General features: G+C 65.1%; 1 protein-coding gene. It reads left to right on the top strand.

What is annotated here, in order from left to right; all coding sequences use genetic code 11:
* A partial coding sequence (locus ACCD03_RS25685; protein ID WP_413413307.1) for an FAD-binding protein occupies window positions 1–209 on the top strand: 209 nt, incomplete at both ends.

Raw genomic sequence — 209 nt, 5'->3', positions numbered from 1 at the left:
CGCTATGCCCCGACGCTGAAGGATCTGGCGCCGCGTGACTTCGTGTCGCGCTCGATGGACCAGGAAATCAAGGAAGGGCGAGGCTGCGGCCCGAACGGCGACTACGTGCTGCTCGACCTGACCCACGTCGGCGCCGAGACCATCATGAAGCGCCTGCCGTCGATCCGCGAGATCGGCCTGAAGTTCGCCAACGTCGACGCCATCAAGGA

Origin of the sequence: Ralstonia sp. Ralssp135 (assembly GCF_047304345.1) — a bacterium.
In the GTDB taxonomy this organism is placed as follows: domain Bacteria; phylum Pseudomonadota; class Gammaproteobacteria; order Burkholderiales; family Burkholderiaceae; genus Ralstonia; species Ralstonia chuxiongensis.
This window is presented reverse-complemented; position numbering and strand designations above follow the sequence as displayed.